The sequence below is a fragment of the Streptomyces sp. MGP-BFMKR1 genome (assembly GCF_057766585.1).
This window is the reverse complement of record NZ_CM173408.1, coordinates 6,570,698-6,587,576: the sequence shown is the minus strand read 5'-3', so window position 1 is coordinate 6,587,576 and position 16,879 is coordinate 6,570,698. Positions and strand designations below refer to the sequence as shown.

At 73.1% G+C, this 16,879-nt stretch carries 16 protein-coding genes; 4 read left to right on the top strand and 12 right to left on the bottom strand.

Annotation, left to right across the window (positions count from 1 at the left end):
- Nucleotides 1–19 precede the first annotated feature (19 nt).
- The 6 genes from AC3CHW_RS26385 to AC3CHW_RS26360 form a co-directional block, all read right to left on the bottom strand.
- Nucleotides 20–253 (bottom strand): hypothetical protein, encoded by a 234-nt coding sequence (locus AC3CHW_RS26385; protein ID WP_176161317.1) that lies wholly within the window; start codon nucleotides 251–253, stop codon nucleotides 20–22.
- 120 nt (nucleotides 254–373) lie between these two features.
- Entirely contained in the window at nucleotides 374–1,102 is a 729-nt protein-coding gene (npdG, locus tag AC3CHW_RS26380) for an NADPH-dependent F420 reductase (RefSeq protein ID WP_398607878.1), read from the bottom strand.
- A 57-nt stretch (nucleotides 1,103–1,159) separates the two neighbouring features.
- A complete protein-coding gene (locus tag AC3CHW_RS26375; RefSeq protein ID WP_176161319.1) occupies nucleotides 1,160–2,008 on the bottom strand; it encodes a carbohydrate ABC transporter permease in 849 nt (282 codons plus the stop codon).
- Nucleotides 2,005–2,928 carry a carbohydrate ABC transporter permease gene (locus AC3CHW_RS26370; protein ID WP_187064229.1) on the bottom strand — a complete coding sequence of 308 codons (924 nt, stop codon included), beginning with the start codon at nucleotides 2,926–2,928 and terminating at the stop codon, nucleotides 2,005–2,007. Before AC3CHW_RS26370 ends, AC3CHW_RS26375 begins: the two co-directional genes overlap by 4 nt.
- Nucleotides 2,929–3,080: 152 nt before the next feature.
- Nucleotides 3,081–4,415: an ABC transporter substrate-binding protein gene (locus tag AC3CHW_RS26365; RefSeq protein WP_488468128.1), complete on the bottom strand. Its 1,335-nt coding sequence runs from the start codon at nucleotides 4,413–4,415 to the stop codon at nucleotides 3,081–3,083.
- Nucleotides 4,412–5,539 carry a sialidase family protein gene (locus tag AC3CHW_RS26360; protein WP_488468127.1) on the bottom strand — a complete coding sequence of 376 codons (1,128 nt, stop codon included), beginning with the start codon at nucleotides 5,537–5,539 and terminating at the stop codon, nucleotides 4,412–4,414. The genes AC3CHW_RS26365 and AC3CHW_RS26360 overlap by 4 nt, the downstream gene beginning before the upstream one ends.
- 424 nt (nucleotides 5,540–5,963) lie before the next feature.
- Between AC3CHW_RS26360 and AC3CHW_RS26355 the strand changes: the two genes are divergently transcribed.
- On the top strand, nucleotides 5,964–6,191 hold the full coding sequence (locus AC3CHW_RS26355) for a DUF5708 family protein (protein ID WP_176165985.1): 228 nt from the start codon (nucleotides 5,964–5,966) through the stop codon (nucleotides 6,189–6,191).
- Between the two features lie 401 nt (nucleotides 6,192–6,592).
- Nucleotides 6,593–7,873, top strand: coding sequence for an MFS transporter (locus AC3CHW_RS26350; RefSeq protein WP_488471172.1), 1,281 nt, complete (start codon nucleotides 6,593–6,595; stop codon nucleotides 7,871–7,873).
- A gap of 268 nt (nucleotides 7,874–8,141) precedes the next feature.
- Here AC3CHW_RS26350 and AC3CHW_RS26345 read toward each other — a convergent pair whose 3' ends face one another.
- The gene (locus AC3CHW_RS26345; protein ID WP_488468126.1) at nucleotides 8,142–8,477 is read right to left on the bottom strand and encodes an ArsR/SmtB family transcription factor; all 336 of its coding nucleotides are present in this window, start codon (nucleotides 8,475–8,477) and stop codon (nucleotides 8,142–8,144) included.
- A 171-nt stretch (nucleotides 8,478–8,648) separates the two neighbouring features.
- Between AC3CHW_RS26345 and AC3CHW_RS26340 the strand changes: the two genes are divergently transcribed.
- Nucleotides 8,649–9,791: an FAD-dependent monooxygenase gene (locus tag AC3CHW_RS26340; RefSeq protein ID WP_488468125.1), complete on the top strand. Its 1,143-nt coding sequence runs from the start codon at nucleotides 8,649–8,651 to the stop codon at nucleotides 9,789–9,791.
- Nucleotides 9,792–9,958: 167 nt separating this feature from the next.
- Here AC3CHW_RS26340 and AC3CHW_RS26335 read toward each other — a convergent pair whose 3' ends face one another.
- Nucleotides 9,959–10,948: an NADP-dependent oxidoreductase gene (locus AC3CHW_RS26335; RefSeq protein WP_488468124.1), complete on the bottom strand. Its 990-nt coding sequence runs from the start codon at nucleotides 10,946–10,948 to the stop codon at nucleotides 9,959–9,961.
- A 191-nt stretch (nucleotides 10,949–11,139) separates the two neighbouring features.
- Entirely contained in the window at nucleotides 11,140–11,343 is a 204-nt protein-coding gene (locus AC3CHW_RS26330) for a hypothetical protein (RefSeq protein ID WP_176165987.1), read from the bottom strand.
- 101 nt (nucleotides 11,344–11,444) lie between these two features.
- Between AC3CHW_RS26330 and map the strand changes: the two genes are divergently transcribed.
- Nucleotides 11,445–12,302 (top strand): type I methionyl aminopeptidase, encoded by an 858-nt coding sequence (gene map, locus AC3CHW_RS26325; RefSeq protein WP_398607885.1) that lies wholly within the window; start codon nucleotides 11,445–11,447, stop codon nucleotides 12,300–12,302.
- 106 nt (nucleotides 12,303–12,408) lie between these two features.
- Here the strand turns inward: map and AC3CHW_RS26320 are convergent, their stop codons facing one another.
- From AC3CHW_RS26320 to AC3CHW_RS26310, 3 genes are all read right to left on the bottom strand, one after another.
- On the bottom strand, nucleotides 12,409–13,092 hold the full coding sequence (locus tag AC3CHW_RS26320; protein ID WP_187060889.1) for a biliverdin-producing heme oxygenase: 684 nt from the start codon (nucleotides 13,090–13,092) through the stop codon (nucleotides 12,409–12,411).
- Nucleotides 13,093–13,409: 317 nt separating this feature from the next.
- Nucleotides 13,410–15,083 (bottom strand): HtaA domain-containing protein, encoded by a 1,674-nt coding sequence (locus tag AC3CHW_RS26315; RefSeq protein WP_488468123.1) that lies wholly within the window; start codon nucleotides 15,081–15,083, stop codon nucleotides 13,410–13,412.
- A 240-nt stretch (nucleotides 15,084–15,323) separates the two neighbouring features.
- Nucleotides 15,324–16,856: an HtaA domain-containing protein gene (locus AC3CHW_RS26310; protein ID WP_488468122.1), complete on the bottom strand. Its 1,533-nt coding sequence runs from the start codon at nucleotides 16,854–16,856 to the stop codon at nucleotides 15,324–15,326.
- Nucleotides 16,857–16,879 lie beyond the last annotated feature (23 nt).

Sequence of the window (16,879 nt, the reverse complement as noted above, 5' to 3'; positions counted from 1 at the left end):
GTCTGCCTGCCGTGAGCGCCTACTTGGGGAGCGGTCCGCCGAGCCCGCCCTGTGCGGCGGCCCGCTCGGTGCGCACCTTGCGCAGGTAGATCCACCACAGGTTGCTGGTGAGCCCCGCCAACAGGACCCACACGACGCCCAGCCAGCTCCCCTTCACGAAGGACACGACGGCCGCGGCGGTGGCGAAGGCGCACACGACGAGCGCGTACAGGGCGATGCGCCGGGCGGGGTCGGGCTTGGACTGGGCGGACATGCGGTGGCTCCTGCGGGGCGGGGGTGTGTCCCCGCCATTGTCCCCCACCCGCGCGCCGCGCCGGGGCCGGGTGCGCCGCCCCGCGCGCTGGTCGTACGGCGCGCGGGGCGGGCGGGGCGCTCAGACGTCCGTGACCCGCAGGCCGGCGTGCGCCTTGTAGCGGCGGTTGACCGAGATGAGGTTGGCCACCAGCGACTCCACCTGGTGCGCGTTGCGCAACCGGCCGGCGAAGACGCCGCGCATGCCGGGGATGCGGGCGGCCAGCGCCTGCACGATGTCGGTGTCGGCGCGGCGCTCGCCGAGGACCAGCACGTCGGTGTCGATCTCGGCGATGTCGGGGTCCTGGAGCAGCACCGCCGACAGGTGGTGGAAGGCGGCGGTCACGCGCGAGTCGGGCAGCAGCGCGGCGGCCTGCTGGGCGGCGCTGCCCTCGTCGGGCGTGAGGGCGTAGGCGCCCTGCTTGTCGAAGCCGAGCGGGTTCACGCAGTCGACGACGAGCTTGCCCGCGAGGTCGGCGCGCAGCGCCTCCAGCGTCTTGGCGTGTCCGTCCCACGGCACGGCGACGATCACGATGTCGCTGCGCCGCGCGCACTCGGCGTTGTCGGCGCCCTCGACGCCGTGGCCCAGTTCCTCGGCGGCGGCCCGCGCGCGCTCGGCGGCGCGGGAGCCGACGATCACCTTCTGGCCCGCCTTGGCCAGCCGGTAGGCGAGGCCGCGGCCCTGGTCGCCGGTGCCGCCGAGGACGCCGACCACCAGGTCGGACACGTCGGGCAGCGCCCACGGGTCCTTGGCCGGCGCCTTGCCCCCGGCCGGTGCCGGGGCCTTGCTCGTGTCATCAGGAGAAGTCATACGGCGATCCTGCCAGCCGCGCGCCAGCCAGACCCTACTGGCCGGTAGTGTCGCGGCTCACGTCTTGACGCTGCCCTCGGCCAGGCCGGTGCGCCAGTACCGCTGGAGCACGCCCATCAGCACCATCAGCGGGATGACGGACATGAACGCGCCGCCGACCGTGTACTGGTACAGCTCCGGCGCCCGGTCGGCGTAGCCCTGCCAGCCGACGAGGCCGAGTTGGATCGGGTAGAGGTCGGAGTCGTTGAGCATGACCAGCGGCAGGAAGAAGTTGTTCCAGATGTGGACGAACTGGAAGAGGAAGACGGTCACCAGGGCCGGGCTCATCAGCCGCAGCACCACCGTGCCGAAGATCCGCGTCTCGCCCGCGCCGTCGATCCTGGCGGCTTCCAGGAGCGAGTCCGGCACGGCGGCCGAGGCGTAGATCCGGCAGAGGTAGACCCCGAAGGGGCTGACGACGCTCGGCACGAGCACCGCCCAGTACGTGTTGGCGAGGCCGACCTCGCTGAACAGCAGGTAGAGCGGGAGGGCCAGCGCGGTGCCGGGGATGAGCACGCCGGCCAGGATCACGTTGAAGATCGCCTCTCGGCCGCGGAAGACGAACTTGGCCAGCGCGTATCCGGCGGCGGCCGACAGCAGGGTGGCCGCCAGCGCGCCGACGCCGGCGTACAGCAGGCTGTTGAGCATCCAGGTGACGTAGATGCCGTCGTCGTAGGTGAGGACGTCGTGCAGGTAGTCGACGGGGTGCGGGTTGGCGAACCAGAAGCCGAAGGTGCCGAAGAGGTCGCCGGTGTCCTTGGTGGCCGAGACGGTGAGCCAGTAGACGGGCACCAGGAAGTAGATGGCGGCGACCGAGAGCAGGGACAGGGTGATGATGCGGTGCCGCAGCGGCGGTTGCTGACTCACTTGCCGTCCCTCCCGTCCCGGGGACCCCGGCCGACGAGTTTGAGGAATCCGAACGACAACACGCAGGCGACCAGCGCGAGCAGGACCGCCTCGGCCGCCGCGATGTGCTGGTTGTTGCTGGTGAACGCCTCGTTGTAGGCGTGCAGGTTGGGCGTGTAGCCGGAGTCGATGGAGGTGCCGAGCGGGCGCAGCACCATCGGCTCGGCGAAGAGTTGCAGGGTGCCGATGATGCTGAACACGGTGGTGAGCACCAGCGCCGGCTTGATCAGCGGCAGCTTGACGTGCCGGACGATCTGCCAGGCGCTCGCCCCGTCGATCCGCGCGGCCTCGTACAGGTCGCCGGGGATCGCCTTGAGCTGGGCGATCAGCACGAGCATGTTGTAGCCGGTGAACTGCCAGGTGACGATGTTGGCGATGGACCACAGGACGGCGTCCCGACCGAGGAAGTCCACCTGCCAGCCGGCCGAGTCGGCGATCTCCACCAGCGGGCTGATGCCGGGCACGTAGAGGAAGCCCCACAGGATGGAGGCGATGACGCCGGGGATGCCGTACGGCAGGAAGAAGGCGGTGCGGAAGAAGCCGACCCAGCGCGCGGACGCGGCGTCGAGCAGCAGCGCGAGCGCGGTGGCGAAGACGAGCATGACCGGCACCTGGACGATGCCGAACAGGAGCACGCGACCGAAGCCGTTGATGAACCGCTCGTCCTCCAGCGCGTGGCTGTAGTTGGACAGGCCGGCCCACACCTCGTTGGTCGGGCCGCCGATGCCCAGCGGAGCGGGCCGCTCGACCTTGAGCAGGCTCTGGTAGATGGCGTAGCCGATGGGCGCGATGAAGCAGAGCAGGAACACCGCGAGGAACGGCAGCAGGAAGCCGAAGGCCGCGCGGGCGTTGCGGGCCTCGGTGCGGGTGGGTCGCTTCACGTTGCGGTACTCCTATCGACCGGCAGTCCGGCGGGGTCTGCGGGCGGCGAGCGGACGGCCGGGGTCACGCGCGGGGGAGCGGGCCTGGCGGGCGGGGCGGGGGCCCGGCGGTGGGCGCCCCGCGCACCGGTGGCACCCCGCGCGCCGGTGGGTCACCCGCTGGCCGAGCCCTGGCCGGCCTCGACCTTGAGCCCCTTGTCCTTGAGGTCCTCGATGGTCTCGCCCTGCACCTTCCTGAGCACCGAGCGGAAGGCGGTGCCGTCCCCGATGGCCTCCAGGAACGCGTCGCCGAGCCGCTGGTAGAGGGTGTCCACGGTGGGACCCCACTTCCAGCTCGTGTCCACGGCCTTGCCGGCCTCGATGAAGATCCGGCTGTAGTGCTGGCCGCCGAAGAACTCCCGGCGGCCCTCCAGGTCGGCGGTGCTGTAGCCGGAGACGGCGCTGGGGAAGCCGTAGCCGCCCTTGATCAGCAGTTGGACGGCCTCCGGGGCGGAGTTGAGCCACACGGCGAAGGCCAGCGCGTCCCTGGGGTAGGTGCAGTCGGTGAACACCGCGGTGGTCGAGCCGCCCCAGTTGGCCTGCGCGTTCTCGCCCCGCTTCCACTGCGGCAGCGACGCGGCCCGCCACTTGCCCGCCGTGTCGGGGGCGTTGCCGGTCAGCAGCGCGTCGCCCCAGCTCGCGCCCAGCCAGGAAACGATGTCACCGGTCTGGATGTCCTTGTACCAGGCGTTCTGCCGGTCCGGGATGGTCTTGATCAGCTCGTCGTCGACGAGCCTGCTCCAGAAGTCGGCGACCTTGAGCGAGGGCGCGTCGTCGATGGCGACGGTCCAGGTGTCGCCCCGGGTGCCGAACCAGCGCCCGCCGGCCTGCCAGGCCAGGGCGGCGAAGCGGTTGCCGTTGGTGGCCGAGAAGGTCTCGATCCAGGCACCGTGCTTGCGCACCGCCCGGGCCGCGTCCGCGTACTCGGCCCAGGTCCGCGGCGTCCTGATCCGCCACTCGTCGAACAGGTCCTGGCGTAAGAACAGGCCCATCGGGCCCGAGTCCTGCGGGATGGCGTACACGGACCTGCCGTACACCGACTGCTGCCACTGCCAACCCACGAAGCGGGACCGGTAGCGGTCGCCGCCGTACGCCGACAGGTCGACCAGGGCGTTGTCGAGGAGGAAGCTGGGGACGACCGAATACTCTATCTGGGCGAGGTCGGGGGCGTCGCCGGCCTTCACGGCGGCGTGCATCTTGGCGTACTGGGCGCCGCCCACCGCCGAGACCTTCTCCAGGTTGATCCGCACCTCGGGGTGGTGCTCGTTCCACAGCGCCACCGGGTTCTCGATGCCCGGCACCCAGGACCAGAAGTTGAGCGTGATCTTCTCGCCCTTCCTGCGCTCCCTGACCTCGTGGCCGTCGTCGCCGCAGCCCGCGAGCGCGGCCCCGGCCGCCGCCGCTGCCGCGCCCACGACGGCGCGCCGACCGGGTCCCCGTGGGCTCATGTCAGGTCCTCCACGGGGACGCGGCGGAAGGTGAGGGTCGAGTAGGCGCTGAAGTCACCCGTCTCGTAGAGCAGTCCGACGGTGTCGTCGTCCAGTCGCGCGAGGTCGGAGTAGGCGGCCGGCAGGCCGTCCACGGTGTGCGCCGTGCGCCAGGTGACGCCCCCGTCGTCGCTGGCCCGCACGGTCATCAGGGCCCGGTAGTCCGGCGTCGCGGGCCCGGAGAACAGCAACGTTCCGCCGCCGGGCGCGCCGGGGCGGTCCAGGTGCAGGACGCTGCCCTGGACGACGGGCGTGACCAGGCCGGCCTGCGGGCGGAACGGCTTGACCAGCGAGGCGCCACCGTCGGTCGAGTAGGCGTCGGCCCGGTTGCCGGGCGCGGCGGCGTCGGTGCGGGTGTTGAAGTAGACCCGGCCGTCCGGGAGCTGCGCGGCGGTCGTCTCGTTGACGTTGACGTAGCCGTCCGGGTTGTCGTCCACGTAGCCCAGTCGCCAGGTCGCGCCGCCGTCGTCGCTGAGCAGGTCGTGGCCGCCGTTGTACTTGCCCTCCGTGCCGCTGTCGGCGCCGAAGGGCGGCAGCGAGTGGTTGGCCGGGACCACGACGCGCCCGGCGTGCGCTCCGTGGCGCAGGTGGAGGGCGTGCCCGGGCGTGGTGGCGTACCAGCGCCACTCGGGGCGCTTGACGTGCTCGGTGATCTCGCGCGGGGTCGACCAGGTCGCGCCGTCGTCGTCGCTGTGCTGGACCCACACCCGCCGGCCGTCGGCCGGCGAGACCTCGCCGCGGCGGATGCGGTCCTCGGTGGCGCCGGCCGCGCTGTGCACCTGCACCAGGACGATCCGGCCGCCGTCGATCACCACCGGCGCGGGGTTGCCCGCGGTGCCGTCGCCGTTGCGGCTGACGATCTGGAGCGGGCCCCAGGTCCGCCCGCCGTCGGCGGAGCGCCGCAGCACCAGGTCGATGTCGCCCCAGTCGGCCGACGAGGCCACCCGCCCCTCGGCGAAGGCGAGCACGGTGCCCCGGTCCGTGACGACCAGCGCGGGAATCCGATAGCTCGCGTACCCATCGGTGCCGGCGCGGAAGGGGACGGACACTTCGTAGGTCTTGTACGCCGTCATATCGCTTGCCATCAGACCCTCCCGATGCCCCGGTGCAATCGAGCGCCAACGACAGGACGTAGGACGTCCCTTGTGTGCGGTGACCATAAGGAGCGCCTTACAGAGCGTCAAGACACGGCACATGAACAGTTAGCAACGCAGCTTGAGCGATTCCGCCAAAGGATGCAGTCATACCGGTCGCGTTCTCGTGCCCTGGGTCGAGGCGCGGGCGCCTGCCGAGACCTAGCGTGAACGGCGTGAAGGGGGCGCCCGCGCACCCGGCCCGACACCGGTCGGGACCGGTCGGCGCGTGCCGCGAACGAGTCGCCGGCACGGCTCGCCCGAAGGGCCGCCGGACGGCGCGCGAACGGGTGACGCGCGCCCCTCGGCGAGCGCCGTTCGCGCGGCGCACCAGAGATGCGTGCCGGCGGGGACCGGCGAGGAGAGGGGCGTACGGATGTACGAGAAGTGGCGGAGCGCGCGCGAGGGCGGCCGGCCGGTGGTCAAGCACCTGGTCGAGGGGGCGGCGACGGCCGTGGTCGGTCTGGCCCTGTGGCTGTTCACCGCGGACGTGCACACCCCGGTCATCACGCTGCGCAAGGTGGGCGTGGTACTGATGTTCGTCGGCGCGGCCCAGCTTCTGTACGGCGCGTACGTGGGGGCCTCGGCGCGCGACAGGCGCTGAGGCGCGCGGCGACCGCCGAGGCGCGAGGCGGGTACCGCTCAGGCGCGGGGCGGGCGCCGAGGCACGGGCCGGTACCGTTCAGGCGTGCGGCGGGCGCGCGGCGGCGCGGGAGCGGCGGCGGAGCCCGTGACACGAGGGTGGCCCGACCTCGCGCCGGCCGTGTGCGAGGTCGATCGATATTCGGTTGCCCGTGTTCGCTGGTCGGCGGACGATGACCTCTCGTGACCCATCCCGAACAGCCCGACGTGGCAGATGCTGATCGTTCCCCCGTCGAGGCTGTCGAGACCGGTGGGGCCGCCGAGATCCCCCGGCCCGCCGGTGGCGACCCGGGCGCGGACGCGGGCGAGGGCGGCGAGGCCGCGGGCGGGAAGCCGCCGCGCCCCGGCGGGCGCGTACGGGCGCTGCTGCCCGACCTGTCGCCGTGGCGCTCCTCGCGGGACTTCCGGCTGATCTGGATGGCCGGCGCCGTGACCTCCTTCGGCAGCTTCCTGACCATGATCGCGCTGCCGTTGCAAGTCAAGGAGTTGACCGGCTCGGCCTTCGCGGTCGGCGCGATCGGCGCCGTGCAACTCGTACCGCTGATCGTCTTCGGCCTGTACGGCGGCGCCCTCGCCGACGCCATGGACCGGCGCACGCTCATCCTCCTCACCGAGCTGGGCCTCGGCGTCCTCACCGTCCTGCTGCTGGTCAACAGCCTGCTGCCGCACCCGATGCTGTGGCTGCTCTACGTGGTGGCGGGGCTGACCAGCGCGCTGGCCGGCATCCAGCAACCGGCCCTTGACGCCCTGATGGCCCGGATCGTCCCGCACGACCAGCTCACCGCCGCCGCGGCGCTCAACTCCATCCGCTGGCAGCTCTCGGCCATCGTCGGGCCCTCGGTCGCCGGGCTGATCGTCGCGTTCGCCGGGTTGCCCGTGGCGTACGGGCTCGACCTGCTGACCTTCGTCGTCTCCACGCTGCTCGCGGTGCGGCTCGCGGCGGCGCCGCCCGCGCACGACGCGCAGCGCCCCTCGCTGGCCGGCATCTGGGCCGGCGCCCGCTACGCGTGGCAGCGCAAGGAACTCCTTGGCACCTACGCGGTCGACATGGTCGCCATGTTCTTCGCCTACCCGAACGCGATCTTCCCCTTCCTCGCCGACGACCTGGACGCGACCTGGGCGCTCGGCCTGATGTACGCGGCGGGCTCGGTCGGCTCCGTGCTGGTCAGCCTGACCAGCGGCTGGACCTCGCGGGTGTACCGGCACGGCCGCATGGTGGCGGCCGGCGCCGCGCTGTGGGGACTGGCCATGGCCGCGGCCGGGGCGCTGCCCAACATCTGGCTCGTACTGCTGTGCCTGGCGGTGGCCGGCGGCGCGGACATGATCAGCGGCCTGTTCCGGTCCACCCTGTGGAACCAGACCATCCCGGACGAGCTGCGCGGCCGGCTGGCCGGCATCGAGCTGCTCTCGTACATGACGGGCCCGCAGCTCGGCCAGGTCAGGGCCGGTTCGATGGCCGCGCTGACGAGCGTGCGGACCTCGGTGTGGTCGGGCGGCGTCGCGTGCGTGGCCGCGGTCGGGCTGCTGGCGGCCTCGCTGCCGAAGCTGATGGCGTACGACTCCCGGACCAACCCGCACGCCCTCAAGGTGCGGGCGGCCCGCGAGGCACGTGAGGCGGGCGAGGCGAGCCCGGCGGCGCAGTGAGGCGTGCGCGGCGGGCGGTGCGGGGGCGGGCGGTGTGCCCCGCCCGTCGCGGGCCCCACCCGCGCTCGGCGGATGCCCCGAACCCGCTCACTCCTCCTCGCCGTCCGGCGCCGGAACTCAAGCCAGGCGTTCAGGGCCGGGTTGTCCGATCCGACGCGATCCAGTTCCGCGTCGTGCTCGGCTACCCGCGAACCGGGCGCGGGCTGGACTCGGTCGAGCTCGCGACTCAGGGCCGACCCGGACTCCCCTCCGGTGTGCCCGTCCGCGCTCAGCGAGGAGCGGTACCACCCGGGGGCTCTGCTCCCAGGAGCGCGAGCAGCCCGGGGAACCTCCTCTCGATGTCCGCGCGTCGTAGTCGGATGCCCTTGCGGTTGCCGTAGTCGATCTCGTCAACGAGACCCGCCTCGCGCAGGACGCGGAAGTGGTGGGTCTGGGTCTGCTTCGAGATCGGAAGATCGAACGAGTTGCAGCCCCGCTCGCCGTCGCTGTGGTCGGCGGCCAACCGCGTGATGACCGAACGACGGTGCTCGTCGGCGAGGGCGCGAAACACCGCGCCCAGATCGAGTGCGTCGGCCTCCGGGCCGACCAGGTTCTTCCCGGCCACGCGCCACCTCCTCCAGGTACGACTTGAATCGTACCTGAAAGGTGTGCTCCACTGAGGTACGAAATTCTTCGTACCTGATCCGATCGCGCTACCCCGTGCCGCCGCTCCCCGAGACCAGGGCCGGCACTCGCCGGGGATGGCTGGTCATCGACACTCCGAGAGGTCATCGTCATGAAGAAGCCCGAGGTGCTGATAGTCGGTGCCGGTATCGCGGGGCCCGCACTCGCGTACTGGCTCTCCCGGAACGGCTACCGGCCGACGGTCGTCGAACACGCCCGGCAACTGCGCTCCGGTGGTAGCGCGATCGTCGTGAAGGGGCCCGCGATCCCGGTCGCCGACCGCATGGGCGTCCTCCCGCAGCTCCGCGGGCTCGCCACCCGCAACCGGTCACTGACCCTGCTCGACCCCGGCGGCAGGCGCGTCCTGCGACTCCCGCTCGCCTCGGACAAGGCGCCGACGGTCGAGGTGACCCGGGCCGACCTGTCCGAGGTGCTGCACCGGTCGGCGCAGGCCGAGGCCGAGTTCTTGTTCGACGACACCGTCACCGCCCTCGACCAGGACGGAGGAGGAGTTGACGTCACCTTCCGGCGGTCCGCGCCACGGCGCTTCGACCTGGTCGTCGGTGCCGACGGGATGCACTCCACCGTACGGCGCCTGGTATTCGGACCCGAGCGGCAGTTCGCGAGCGACCTGGGCCTGTACGGCGCGACCGTCCCGCTGGAACCCGACGCCGTCGAGGACCCGAGCGAGATGACGATGCTGACCGTGCCGAACCGGATGCTGGTCGTCCACCCCTCGCGGACCACCCCGCTCGCGATCTTCACCTTCCGGGCCGCGCGACTGGCGTTCCACGACCGCAAGAACATCGCCCTGCACCAGCAGACCGTGGCCGACGCCTACGCCGACGTGCGGTGGCGGGCACCGGAACTCGTGGCCGCGTTCCTCGACCACCCGGCTCCGTTCTTCGACCGCCTGACCACCGTCCGGATGCCCTCGTGGTCCCGCGGACGGGTCGTACTCCTCGGGGACGCGGCGGCGGCGACGGCCCTGCTGGGCGACGGGTCCAGCATGGCGATGGCGGGCGCGTACGCCCTCGCGGAAGAACTCGCCGCCCACCCCGGCGACCACGCCCGCGCCTTCGCCGCCTACGAGTCGCGGCTCCGCCGCGAGGTGGGCCCACGGCAGCGACGCGTCGGTCCGCTCTCCAGGCTCATGGTGCCCCGCACCCGGCCGGGCCTCGCGGTGCGCAACGCGGTGGGCCGCGCCGTCGGTCGCGCGATCCGGATCACCTCTCGCCAAACCGCGAACTCGTAGACCGGGTCCGCACCGACCGCTCACCGGTCGGTGCGCGACTCCGCGGCAGCTCTCAGCCCTCCGCTCGGCGCGTGCGTCCGGGAGTACGCCCCGGTCTCCGCCCCGGTCTCCGCTCCGGCGCGCCGGCCCCGAGCGACCGCGCCGGGCCCCGCCCGCGCGGCGCGGCCTCAGCCCGCCGCCGGCGCGTCGGCGACCTGGATCAGGGGCTTTCCGGGGGTGTGGCGGCGGGCGGTGAAGGCGGTGGGAGCGTCGGCCAGCGGGTAGACCGTGCCCACCAGGGGCCGCAGCCGCCCGTCCTGGACCCGTCGCGCGAGGTCGGCCAGGCGGCGCCGGTCGGGCTCGACGATGAAGAAGACCGACCGCCCGCCCTCGGGGCGGACCGTGGTCGGCGCGGCGATCGTGACGAGCGTGCCGCCGGGTCGCACCAGGCGGGCCGAGCGTTCGAGCGCCTCACCACCGATCACGTCGAGGACCAGGTCCACCGGTCCGGCGTCGGCCAGTTGACCGCCCACGTCGCCACCCCGCTCGCCACTCCGCTCGCCGTCCCGCGCGCCGTTCGGCTCGCCGTCGAGGTCGACGAAGACGTCGGCGCCGAGTTCCAGGGCCGTGGCCCGGTCCCGGGCGCGGCCGGTGGCGACCACCCGGGCCCCGGCATCGCGGGCGAGCTGGACCGCGATGCTGCCGACCCCGCCGGCCGCGCCGTGGACCAGCACGCTCTGCCCGGCCACCAGCCGCCCGTGGTCGAAGAGTCCCTGCCAGGCGGTGAGCCCGGAGATCGGCAGCGCCGCGGCCTCCAAGTGGCTGACGGACGCCGGCAGTGGCGCCAGGTCGCGGGCCTCCACGGCCACGTACTCGGCCAGCGTCCCGTCGCGCGTCCAGTCGGTCAGCCCGAAGACCCGCTGGCCGACGGTGAGGCCCGTGGTGCCGTACCCCAACTCGGCCACCACGCCGGACACCTCGTGGCCGGGGACGGAGGGCGTGCGGTCGCGGCCGGCGCGGTCCGTCCAGGTGCCCGGCCACTCCAGCTCGCCGGGTGTGAAGCCGGCCGCGTGCACCCGGACGATCACGTCGTTCTCGGCCGCGTGCGGGTACGGGGCCTCCTCGTACATCAGCCCGCCGGTCCCGGCCGCCCGGTCGCGCACCCTGATCGCCTTCATGGCCACTCTCCTCCCCACAGCCGGGCTGGTCCCCGCGCTGCTCACGGAGGCGACGCTAGTCGCGCCCTTGACCCGCTCCGTGGTCCAAACGCGGGCCGGGATCATGGGCCAAGTCGCGGGCGCCGGGCGCGTGGCCGGTGCGCTGACCCGCCCCGCCGACGGCCACGACCGGGACCGGGCGGCGCGCGGCGCTAGTCGTTCCAGCGCGGGTCGTTCTGCCAGTCGCGCTCGCGGTCCCGGGTGTGCTCGATCGCCTGGGCCGCCTCCTCGCGGGTGGCGTACGGGCCCAGCCGGTCGGCCGCCCGGCACTCGGGGCCCTCCTCCACGCGCCCGTGGCGCACGCAGTAGTACCACTCGCCGGGCTTGCCGGGCGTGCCCTTCGAGAACAGCGCCATCTGTGCCTCGCCTTCCTCAGATGTCTCCACCGCACCGCCTTCACGTGTGCTGGCTCACTTGCCGCCATGGTGCCCGATGGGTCCTGGATACACTCGCTGGCATGTCTGGCCAGTCGCTTCTAGTCCCGGGGCAGCTCTCCCCCCTCCGCACCGTCCCCGCCGCCATTCCGCGGCCGGAATACGTGGGCAAGGACGCCCCCACCCCGTACACCGGCCCCGAGGTGCAGGACGCCGAGACGATCGAGCGGATGCGGGTCGCCGGGCGCATCGCCGCGCAGGCGCTGGAAGAGACCGCGCGGCACATCGTGCCGGGGACCACCACGGACGAACTCGACCGGGTCGCCCACGAGTTCCTCTGCGACCACGGCGCGTACCCGTCCACGCTCGGCTACCGCAAGTACCCCAAGTCGCTGTGCACCTCGGTCAACGAGGTCATCTGCCACGGCATCCCCGACTCGACCGTGCTGCGCGACGGCGACATCGTGAACCTGGACATCACCGCGTACATCGGCGGCGTGCACGGCGACAACAACGCCACCTACCTGTGCGGCGACGTGGACGAGGAGTCGCGGCTGCTCGTGGAGCGCACCCGGGAGTCGCTGGCGCGGGCCATCAAGGCCGTCAGGCCGGGCCGGCAGATCAACATCATCGGGCGCGTCATCGAGTCGTACGCCAAGCGCTTCGGGTACGGCGTGGTGCGGGACTTCACCGGACACGGCATCAACACGTCGTTCCACTCGGGCCTGATCGTGCCGCACTACGACAGCCCGCACCACACCACCGAGATCCGGCCGGGCATGACGTTCACCATCGAGCCGATGCTGACCCTCGGCACGCACGAGTACGACATGTGGGACGACGGCTGGACCGTGGTCACCAAGGACCGCAAGCGCACCGCGCAGTTCGAGCACACGCTCGTGGTCACCGAGACCGGGGCGGACATCCTCACCCTGCCCTGACGCGACACCGGCCTGCCGGCCCGCGGCCACCACCGCGACGAGGACCACGACGCGAGCCCGCCGCCCCCTCACGGGGCGGCGGGCTCGCGTCGTGGAGCGGCGGGGCTCAGGCGCTGAGCGCGCCCGGGCCGTCGGTGCCGAAGAGTTCGCCCAGCTCCCGGAAGACCCCGGTGTTCAGCGCGAAGGCCCGCTTGCACTCCTCGATGACGCGCTGCTTCTCCAGGTCGTCCACCGGCAGCGCGTCGAGCAGCGCCCGGTACTCGCGCTTGAACGCGGCCGGGTTGCCGATCTCCTCGAAGACGTAGAACCGCACGCCGTCGCCCTTGCGCTCGAAGCCCCAGGTCTTCTCGGCCGTGCCACGGATGATCTGGCCGCCGGAGAGGTCGCCGAGGTAGCGCGTGTAGTGGTGCGCGACGAACCCGCCGGGCCACCGCCGCGCGCACTCCTCGACCCGCGCCACGTACGCCGCGGTGGCCGGCAGCGGCTCCAGGCCCGCGCGCCAGTCGGGGCCACCGAGGAAGGCCAGGTCGCGCTCGAGCTCGGCCGTACGAGCCAGCTCGGGCCGGATGAACGGGCCCGCCACCGGGTCGTCGGCCAGCGTGGCCGGGCCGCTCTCCAGGGCCCGGTAGACGAACCAGAGCTGCTCCGTGTACCGCCGGAAGGCGGTCACGCCGAGCTGGCCGCCGAGCATGGCGCTCATGAACATCGAGGTCTCGGCCTCGGTGTGCTGCGCGTGCGAGGCGGTGCGGATGACCGTGGAGAACGGCTCGGGTGCGGGTGCGGCGTCCAAGACGGACCTCCGGGTGCCGATGGGACGTGAGCGAGCGGGCCCTGCATGCCGAAAAGCGACATGAAAAGCCGAAAACACGGGATACACCCGCTTCGCGGGCGGCCCCACCGGCAATTCTGTCTACTTAGGTTTGCCTAAGTCAATGACTTCCCGACGACTTGTCGGTAAAACCCTACCGCCGCGACCGCCCTCGGGCGAGTGGCTTCGCGACGGTGGTCGGGGCGGGGGCAGCCGCGCGCCCGCGCCCACCGGCCGGGGCCGGGGACGCGGGCGCGGAGTGGGGGGGCGGGTTCGCGCGCGCCGGGCGCGGTGCGGGGTCAGCCCTGGGCGGGGGTGGCCGCCGCCCGGCGGCGGACGGCGAAGGCCGCCGCGCCACCGCCGGCGACGAGCACGCCAGCGGCGCCGAGCAGCACGCCGGTGGGCACGTCGGCGCCGGTGGCGGCCAACGAGCCGGAGCCGCCCGTGCTGCCGCCACCGCCGTCGCCACCGGTCACGCCGCCGGTGCCGAACGCGTCGGTACCGGAGCCCGTGCCGCCGGTGCCGCCCGCGCCGCCGGTGCCGGAGCCCGAGGTGCCGCCGGAGCCGGCGGTGCCGCCCGGCAGGCTGGCGTCCTTGTCCAGCGAGACGGCGAGGTTGATCGGGTCGAGCGCCTCACCGGCCTCGTAGTAGCCCGCGAACGCCCTGGCCCCGCCCGGGGTGAGGGTGGCCGGGACGTTGTTGAGGGAGATCACCTTGTCGGTGCCGGTCAGCCCGCCGGCGGGCAGCTTGAGGTCGGCCAGCGTCAGGTCGTCGCTGCGGGTGACCTTGCCGGTCTTGATGTCCTTGGAGGACAGGTCGGCGACGAGGGTGCCCCGGGCGCCGTGCGCCTTGACCTTCAGGTCGCTGATCCTGAGGTCCAGCTTGCCCTGGTGGCCGGTGAAGCGGACGGCGCCGGCGAACTTGGCGTCCAGCGACTTGGCGTCCGCGTCGTACTTCCCGCTGCCGTCGGGGAAGCGGTAGACGTCGCCCTGCTTCCTGGCACCGGCGGAGAGTTCGACCTTGCCGCTCGCGATCGGTCCCGTGACGTACGTGCGGAACTTCTCCTTCACGCCCCAGTCGAGGTTGCCGGAGTGGATCTCGCCGCTGACCCCGGGCTGCCCGGTGGGGTCGCTGGTCGGCTTGGACGTGGGCTGGTCGGTGGGCTGGTTCGTGGGGGTGTCCGTCGGGTTGTCCGTCGGCCGGTTGGTGGGCTCGTCGGTGGGCTTGTCCGTCGGCTTGTCGGTCGGCTTGTCCGTGGGCTTGTCGGTGGGCTTGTCCGTCGGTTCCGGCTTGACCGGGCCGCCGGGGGTGACCGTGAGCGTGGCCGGGTCGAGGTCGTCGCCGGCCGCGTAGAAGCCGCTGAACGCCTTGGCGCCGTCCTCGGTCAGCTTGGCCGGGATGTTGGCGAAGACCATCGCGCCGCCCGCGCCCTGGCCCGGCCGGACGTTGGTCAGGTCCAGGTCGGCGAGCCGCACGTCGTCGCTGTTGGTGACCTTGCCGGTCTTCATGTCCTTCGAGCTGACGTCGGCCGTGATCGCACCCTTGGTCCGCTCGGTGCTCAGCTTGAGGTCGCTCAGCCTGAGGTCGAGCTTCTCCTCATGGCCGGTGAAGCGGACGGCGCCCTTGAAGGCGGTGTTGACGGCGTGCGTGCCGGTGTCATAGGTGCCCGCGCCGTCGACGAAGGTGAACGGCCCGTTGCCCGCCGCCTGCTTCGCGCCGTCCGACACGGTGATCTTGCCGCCGGCGATGGGCCCGGCGACGTACTTGCGGAAGCTCTCCTTCACACCCCAGTCCAGGGTGCCGTTCTTGAGCTCCAGCTTCGGCGGCCCGGCCGGCTTGTCGCCGCCGTCGCCGGCGGCGAACGCCGGCAGGCTCAGCGCGGCGGCGCCGAGCGCGGCGGCGGTGGCTATCGCGGCGGTCCGCGCGACCGTGGTACGTCGCGCTCCGCGAGGTGCGGGGTGGGTGGCGGACATCGTCAGATCTCTCCTCGAATGGGTGGTGGGGCCGGCCGCCGGGGGATGCGGCCGGGCCCGTTGCGTGGTGGGCGGCGCCCGGCGTGCACGGGCCGGGTTGGCCTGGGCCGTGCGGCGGGGCGAGCCGGTGAGGGCCGGTCGCCCGTCGCGCGGCTGCCCCGTTCGGGGGCTCTCGCGTGGGGGGTACGGGGCCCGCGCGGCGGGGCCGCGCGGACCGGGGCTGGTGGGGCGCCGGGGTCGTCAACCGCCGGCGGGCGCGCCGTCGGTGTCGGTCGGCGTGCTGGCCGCGGCGGTGCGGCGCCTGCGGACGACGAGCACGGTGGCCGCCGCGACCGCGGCCAGCAGCGCGGCGCCGCCGGTCACCAGCGCCGGCGTGGAGGGCCCGGCCGAGTCGTCGGCGGCCTGACCGTCGTCGGAGTCGGCCGGCGCCGCGACCGCCGTCGCGGAGCGCTCCGGCCGTGGCGTGGCCGTGGGTTCGCTGCCCAGGTCGGGCAGGGGCGGCAGGGTGGCGTCCGCGTCGGTGGCCACGGCCAGCGAGAGCGGGTCCATCGCGGTGCCGGCCCGGTACATGCCGCCGAACGCCTCGGCGCCCTGCCGGGTCAGCTTGGTCGGCGCCTCCGCCACCGTGACCAGGCCGTCCTTGGCCGTGGGCGCCTTGAGGGCCGCGGCGTCGAAGGTGACCAGGGGGACGTCGCGGCGGGTGGCGCCGTCGGTGGTGACGTCGGCCGCGAGGGTGCCGAGGCCGTCGGCGACCTGGACCCGTACGCCGCTCAGCGCGAGGTCGAGACGGGCCCCGGTGAAGTGCGTACGGCCGGTGAACGTGGCGTCCAGGGACCCGGTGCGGCGGTCGTAACTGCCCTTGCCGGCCGGGAAGCGGAACAGCGCGCCGCCGTCCCGCGCCCCGTCCGTGAGCCTCCAACGCCCCTTCGCGATGGGGCCGGTGACGTACTCCCGGAAGGTGCGGCGCACGCCCCAGTCGACGGCGGCGTCCTCGATCCTCCCGCCGCCCGTGGCCCGGTCGCCGTCCTTGTCCCCCTTCTTGGCGTCGCTCTTGGCGTCGTCCTTGGCGTCGCCCTGGTCTCCGTTCCTGGCGTCGTCGGCGGGCTTGTCCTGGTCGGGCTTGCCGCCCTTGTCGTCCATCGCGCCGGGCGCGATGTCGGCCGAGAGGTTCAGCGGGTCGAGCGGGGTGCCGGCCGTGTAGTAGCCGGCGAACGCCTGCGCGCCGCGGGCGGTGAGGGTGGCCGGGATGGACTGGAGGACGACGGCGGTGCCGCCGCCGCGCATGTTCACGCGGGACAGGTCGAGCGATGCCAACGGGACCTGGCTGGCGCTGGTCACCTTGCCGGTGGCCTTGGCCTTGCTCACCATGTCCGCGTACAGGGTGCCGGTGCCGTTGCCCGAGGTACGCACCGTCAGGCGGCTGAGGCTCAGGTCGAGTTCGTACGCGCCGCTCGGCTTGCGGTGCCCGACGAAGTGCACCCCGCCGGAGAACGCGGCGCTGAAGGAGCCGCTGTCCGGGTCGTAGGAGCCCTTGGCGGAGTGGAAGCGGAACTGGCTCTCGCCCACCGTGGCGGCGCCTTGCCGGAGGCTCCAACTGCCCTGGGCGATCGGCCCCGTGACGTAGCGCTGGAAGGAGGACTTGAGGCCCCAGTCCAGGCGCCCGCCGGCGACCGTGCGGTCCGCCGCGTGGGCGGCGGTGACCGGTGACAGCGCGCCGAGCAGCCCGGCGAGAAGCACGAGCACACCGGCGCGGGTGGGTCTGGCTGGCAGCATCAGATGCCCCTCCCGGAACGTAG

What these genes read in the sequence shown, in the direction of transcription:
- AC3CHW_RS26360 (WP_488468127.1), bottom strand. Translation starts at nt 5,539, where the DNA reads ATGGCAAGCGATATGACGGCGTACAAGACCTACGAAGTGTCCGTCCCC.
- AC3CHW_RS26365 (WP_488468128.1), bottom strand. Translation starts at nt 4,415, where the DNA reads ATGAGCCCACGGGGACCCGGTCGGCGCGCCGTCGTGGGCGCGGCAGCG.
- AC3CHW_RS26310 (WP_488468122.1), bottom strand. Translation starts at nt 16,856, where the DNA reads ATGCTGCCAGCCAGACCCACCCGCGCCGGTGTGCTCGTGCTTCTCGCC.
- map (WP_398607885.1), top strand. Translation starts at nt 11,445, where the DNA reads ATGTCTGGCCAGTCGCTTCTAGTCCCGGGGCAGCTCTCCCCCCTCCGC.
- AC3CHW_RS26330 (WP_176165987.1), bottom strand. Translation starts at nt 11,343, where the DNA reads ATGGCGCTGTTCTCGAAGGGCACGCCCGGCAAGCCCGGCGAGTGGTAC.
- AC3CHW_RS26385 (WP_176161317.1), bottom strand. Translation starts at nt 253, where the DNA reads ATGTCCGCCCAGTCCAAGCCCGACCCCGCCCGGCGCATCGCCCTGTAC.
- AC3CHW_RS26355 (WP_176165985.1), top strand. Translation starts at nt 5,964, where the DNA reads ATGTACGAGAAGTGGCGGAGCGCGCGCGAGGGCGGCCGGCCGGTGGTC.
- AC3CHW_RS26335 (WP_488468124.1), bottom strand. Translation starts at nt 10,948, where the DNA reads ATGAAGGCGATCAGGGTGCGCGACCGGGCGGCCGGGACCGGCGGGCTG.
- AC3CHW_RS26340 (WP_488468125.1), top strand. Translation starts at nt 8,649, where the DNA reads ATGAAGAAGCCCGAGGTGCTGATAGTCGGTGCCGGTATCGCGGGGCCC.
- AC3CHW_RS26315 (WP_488468123.1), bottom strand. Translation starts at nt 15,083, where the DNA reads ATGTCCGCCACCCACCCCGCACCTCGCGGAGCGCGACGTACCACGGTC.
- npdG (WP_398607878.1), bottom strand. Translation starts at nt 1,102, where the DNA reads ATGACTTCTCCTGATGACACGAGCAAGGCCCCGGCACCGGCCGGGGGC.